Raw genomic sequence first — 5,673 nt, 5'->3', positions numbered from 1 at the left:
GCGCCGAGCCCTGCGTGAAACGTCGAACAGCGGGCTTTCATCGGCGAGCTGGCGGCGAAGACGGCGGCGGCCATCGGCTACCGCGGCGTCGGCACGATGGAGTTCCTCTACGAGGACGGGCAGTTCTATTTCATCGAAATGAACACCCGCCTTCAGGTCGAACACACCATCACCGAGATGATCACCGGCATCGATCTGGTGCGTGAGCAGATCCGAGTCGCAGCCGGTGCGCCGCTGGGCTACGGCCAGTCGGACATCCGCTTCGAAGGCCACGCCATCGAATGCCGCGTGAATGCCGAGAACCCGGAGACCTTCCTGCCGTCGCCGGGCAAGATCGATGGCTACCACGCGCCGGGCGGCCTGGGCGTGCGCGTCGATTCGGCGCTCTATGACGGTTACCGGGTGCCGCCGCATTACGACAGCCTGATCGCCAAGCTGGTCGTCCACGGCACCACCCGGAACGAGTGCCTGATGCGTTTGCGCCGTTCCATCGAGGAATATGTGATCGGCGGAATTCAGACCACGCTGCCGTTGCATGAACGCATCATCGCCGAGCAGGCTTTCATCGACGGCAATTACGACATCCATTGGCTGGAACAGCTGATGGCCAAGTCGTGATCCGTCTGGGCCTTTCCTTGATCGCGTAAGCGCTGCGGCAAAGTGACGCAGTATAAAAGCCCCTTGCTCCATGTGGAGTGAGGGGCTTTTTATTTGTAAAAATTCCCTAATAAAGATGACTCTTTTGCTTTTCTGCAGTCTGATCTTTTGCATTTTGGTAATTACGCCGCGAATTCGCGTTTCAATTCGCAAATTGCAAAGGCGAACGCGGCGGAATCCGGCCTCGGGGCGCGGCTCCCTGGTCCGGTGACCGTTGGCGTTCATAAGGGTTCCCCCGAAAGGGCTGCTTTGCACAAGCTTCACCGTGCATGGCATGCCGCTTGCGGACTTGATCTGCATCAGTGCGGAACCGGTCTACTCACAGTAGATGAAACTCCATTCCGCTAGCTGTTTCGAACCATCGCTTTTCCCGGCGGTGTGCTGTCCCCGGTCCGTCTTCCGATAGCGACGGATCGCGCCGCCAGCCATGCCCCGAACGTGCCATTTGTTTGCCGAGGCCCCGTCATGCGTCTGAACGAACCGATCACCGACCGCGAAATCGAGATGGAAGACGGCGTCCTGCTGGTGTCGCGTACCGACACCGGAGGGAGGATCACCTTCGTCAACAAGGCGTTTGTCGACATCAGCGGGTTTGCCGAGACCGAGTTGATCGGGGCTCCGCACAACCTGATCCGCCATCCCCATATGCCGAAGGAGGCGTTCGCCGACCTGTGGGCGACGATCAGGGACGGTCGGCCTTGGGAAGGGCTGGTGAAGAACCGGACCAAGTCGGGTGACTTCTACTGGGTCCGCGCGAACGTCACTCCGGTGATCGAGGACGGGAGGGTGACCGGTTTCATCTCCATCCGCACCAAGCCGTCGCGCGAGCAGGTGGTGGCGGCGGACCGGCTCTATGCCGACATCCGCGAGGGCCGGGCGCATCATCTGATCGTGCGCGACGGGCAGGCGGTCGGCCGCGGCGCCGGCACGGCACTCAAGCGCTGGGTCGCCACGGTGACCGGGCGCCTGACCCTGGTCTTCGCTTTCATGATCCTGTCGATGCTGGCGGTCGGCGGCGTCACGTTGCGCGGCATGGCCGTCAGCAACGCCTCGCTGAAGACGGTGTATGAGGACCGGACGGTGCCGGCGGTGCAGATCGGCGAGATTCTGGACCATATGCGCGACACGGTGCAGACTTTGCAGAGCCTGATCGTCGACACCCGCGACGGAAGCGACGCCAAGGTGACTGCCGGCCGCGAGCAGCGGATTTCCGGCAACCTCGTCACCATCGACCGGCTGTGGGCGGATTTTCTCACCACCGATCTGACGCCGGAGGAGAAGACTCTGGCGGAGCGCTTCGCCGGGCAGCGGGCCGCTTTCATGAACGATGGGTTGAAACCGGCGATGGACCTGGCGCGCCAGGGCGATTCGCTGCGTCTGGAGATGCTGGTCCGCGACCGGATCGATCCGCTGTTCCAGGCCGCTTTCCAGACCAACAAGGCTCTGCTGCAGCTTCAGCTGGCCGTTGCCAGAGCCGAGTATGAGGGGGCGCTGGAGGACTTCCAGTGGCATCTGGTGTTCGCCGTGGCCGCCGGGCTGGCCGTGCTGCTGGCGGCGGTGTTCTGCGGGCTGCTGCTGCTGCGCACCGTGCGTCGGCCGCTGGCTGCCTTCTCCGCCGATTTCGACGCCATCGCGCGCAACGATCAGGCCCACATCATCGACCTGCCGGCCGCGGCCGAATTCCATCCCATCGCCGGGCAACTGCGCGGGCTGAAGGCACGGCTGTGCTATGCCGTGCAGGAGCGGGTGGAGCGGGCCCGCCAAGCCGACGAGGAACGGCGCCGCGCCCTGGAAGCCATGGCCTCGACCGTGGAGCGCGAGGCCGGCCGCGCGGTGGAAGAGGTGGCCCAGCGCACCGGCGCCATGGCCGACGATGCCGAAGGCATGTCCGGCTCGGCGGAGCGGGTCAGCATCAACGCCCAGACGGTGGCGTCGGCTGCAGGCCAGGCGCTGGCCAATGCCCAGACCGTTGCCGCCGCCAGCGAGGAGCTGGCCGCTTCGATCCGCGAGATCTCCGCGCAGATCGCCCATTCCAGTGCCGTCACCCGCCGCGCCGTAGAAAGCGGCCACCACACCCAGGCCACCATCCGTTCCCTGTCGGAGACGGTGGCGAAGGTGGGCGAGGTGGTGAACCTGATCCAGTCGATCGCCGGCCAGACCAACCTGCTGGCGCTGAACGCCACCATCGAAGCCGCCCGTGCCGGTGAAGCGGGCAAGGGCTTCGCCGTCGTGGCACAGGAGGTGAAGAACCTCGCCAACCAGACCGCGGCTTCGACCGAGGAGATCACCCGCCAGATCACCGCCATCCAGTGCGTGACCGACGAGGCGGTGCAGGCGGTCGAGGAGATCGGCCGCACCATCGCCGAGATCGACCACATTGCCGGGTCCATCGCCGCGGCGATGGAGGAGCAGTCGGCCGCCACCCAGGAGATCAGCCGCAATGTGGTTGAAACCTCCACGGCGGCGCAGGAGGTGTCGCACCGCATCGCCGCGGTGTCGGAGGAAGCCGACCGCACCGGTGCACAGGCCACCCATGTCAAGAACGGGTCCGGCGATGTCGCCCGCTCCATCGAGAGCCTGCGTCAGGTGCTGGTCCGCATCGTCCGAACCTCCACCGGCGATGCCGACCGGCGGCGCAAGCCGCGCTTCCAGGTGGACGAAACCGGAACCCTGCTGATCGGCGGTGACCGGCTGACGGTTACGGTGCGCAACCTGTCCATTGGCGGTGCCATGATCGACCCGGTGACGGCGACCGACGGGCGGTCGCTGGCGGGGGCCGCCGGCAAATTGCGGCTCGACCGCTACGGTTCCCAGGCGACGGTTGTCGTGAAAGCCGTGGAGCGTAACCGCATCCATCTCGCCTTTGATCCGGAGACGATGACAGGAGACTTTACGCGGGCCGTCGAAATTGCCACCAAAGGCCGCCCTATGGTTGACGTCGCGGCCTGATTCATCCCTTTATGAGCCGGCCATTCATCCAGCATTCCGTTATACCGAATATTGAACAACTCTTTCATCTGGTTGGTTGTGTGTGGAATGACTGTGACAATTGAACAGGAGGTTTTTTATCGCTAGACGGGATATGGTTGCGTGTATCGCCGATGGCGCGTGCTCGTCGATGTGCGGAATCGTACATCCCGTCCCTGGTCTGGAAGCGAGGTCCGGCCGAAGTCATGGTCAACACCACAACCTTGTCTTCCCAACCGGCAAGTCCCGGGCCGGCAAGTCCCGGGCCGGCAAGTTCCAATCCCGCCTGTTCCATTCCGGGCGCTGCGACGGGCGGCCCTCTTCCGCAGACAGGCCGTACGCTTCGCACCCGCCTGCGCTGGCGGCGCGGTCGGACGGCGTCGGCGGTTCCGCGCCTGCATCTGGCGATCGATGCCGCCGGCGATGGGCTGTGGGACTGGGACATGACCAGCGGGGCGGTGTGGTACAGCCCCGGCTGGCAGACGATGCTGGGCTTCACGGCGGGGGAGGTTCCGCCCGAGATCGGGTTCTGGCGGTCCCATGTCCATCCCGATGATCTGCCGCTGGCGGAGACGGCGCTGGCGGCGCACCTGTCCGGCCAGCGCCCCTTCTATGAATGCGAACATCGCGTTCGTGCCAAATCCGGCGAGTGGTTGTGGATTCTCAACCGCGGCCGGGTGGTGGCCTGGGATGCCGAGCGCCGTCCCAGCCGCATGGTCGGCACCCATGTCGATGTCACTGCCCGCAAGCGGATCGAGGAGGAGCTGGCGGAAAGCCGGTTGCAGCTGGACGCCATTCTGGACAATGCGCCGGTTGGGGTGCTGCTGGTCGACCGCGACCGCGTGATCCGCCGTGTTAACAAGGCAGTCGCCGCCACCTTCCAGCACCGGTTGGAGGCGATTGTCGGGCATAGCGCCCGTGTCATCTACGGTGACGACGGAGCCTTCGCAGAGGTGGGGCGGCGTGCCTATCCCAGGATGGAGGCCGGCGGCCAGTTCGACGAAGAAGTGCCGATGCGCCGGGCCGATGGCACCGAAATCCGTTGCCGCCTGATCGGCCGACCGGTGAAGGCCGGCGATCCCGACCGTGGCTATGTCTGGGTGGTGGAGGACGTCACCGTCCGCTGGCGGGCCGAGCAGGCGCTGAACGACCGCGCCGGTTTCCAGCGTGTGTTGCTGGACACGGTGCCGGTGCCGATCTTCGTCCAGGACGTGCTGGGCCATTACGTCGACGCCAACGCCGCATTTGAACGCTGGATGGGCATCGACCGGCATGCCCTGTTCGGCCGCACCGTCTTCGATCTGGCTCCGCCGCCCATCGCCGAGGCGGACGAGGCGGTGGACAGGACCCTGCTGGCCGACCAGAGGCCGCAGAGCTACGAGACGCAGCTGCGCTGCGCCGACGGGACATTGCGTGACGTGCTGTTCTCCAAGGCGGTCTATTGCCGGACCGGCGGCAAGCCGGCCGGAATCGTCGGTGCGGTGATGGACATCAGCGAACGCAAGCATGCCGAACAGGCCTTGCGCGAGCGCCAGCAACTGTTCGAGCAGATCTTCGTCGCCAGCTGCGCGGTCAAGCTGCTGATCGACCCGGCGGATGGACGGATCGTCGATGCCAATCCGGCGGCGGCGGACTTCTACGGCCATCCGCTCGACCGGCTGCGCAGCATGCATATCCGGGATATCAATGTCGCCTCCTATGCCGAGGTGGAGGAGGAACTGCGCCAGGCCAACCTTGCGGAGTGCCGTCGGTTCCAATTCCGCCATCGGCTGGCATCGGGCGAGATCCGCGACGTCGAGGTCTATGTCAGCACCATCGTCGTGCACGGCCGCACCCTGCTGATGTCGCTGATCCATGACATCACCGAACGCTGCCTGGCGGCCGACGCGCTGCGCCGCAAGACGGGCGAACTGGAACGATCCAACGCCGAGCTGGGAGGCTTCGCCTATGTCGCGTCCCACGACCTGCGCCAGCCGCTGCGGGTCATCACCAGCTATCTGACNCTGCTGGAACGGGGGCTGGGCAATTCNTTTGACCCGGAGGGGCGGG

The 5,673-nt window shown here is 65.3% G+C and carries 2 protein-coding genes and 1 pseudogene; all 3 read left to right on the top strand.

Annotation, left to right across the window (positions count from 1 at the left end; translation table 11 throughout):
* Nucleotides 1–618 (top strand): annotated as a pseudogene (locus I71_RS34445) (acetyl-CoA carboxylase biotin carboxylase subunit); the annotation flags it as partial.
* Between the two features lie 504 nt (nt 619–1,122).
* Nucleotides 1,123–3,606, top strand: a complete 2,484-nt coding sequence (locus I71_RS34440) for a methyl-accepting chemotaxis protein (RefSeq protein WP_042704807.1) — start codon at nt 1,123–1,125, stop codon at nt 3,604–3,606.
* Nucleotides 3,607–4,067: 461 nt separating this feature from the next.
* A partial coding sequence (locus tag I71_RS34435; RefSeq protein WP_042704806.1) for a PAS domain S-box protein occupies nt 4,068–5,673 on the top strand: 1,606 nt, incomplete at its 3' end.

Origin of the sequence: Azospirillum sp. B506, assembly GCF_000333595.1 — a bacterium.
Taxonomy (GTDB): domain Bacteria; phylum Pseudomonadota; class Alphaproteobacteria; order Azospirillales; family Azospirillaceae; genus Azospirillum.
This window is presented reverse-complemented; position numbering and strand designations above follow the sequence as displayed.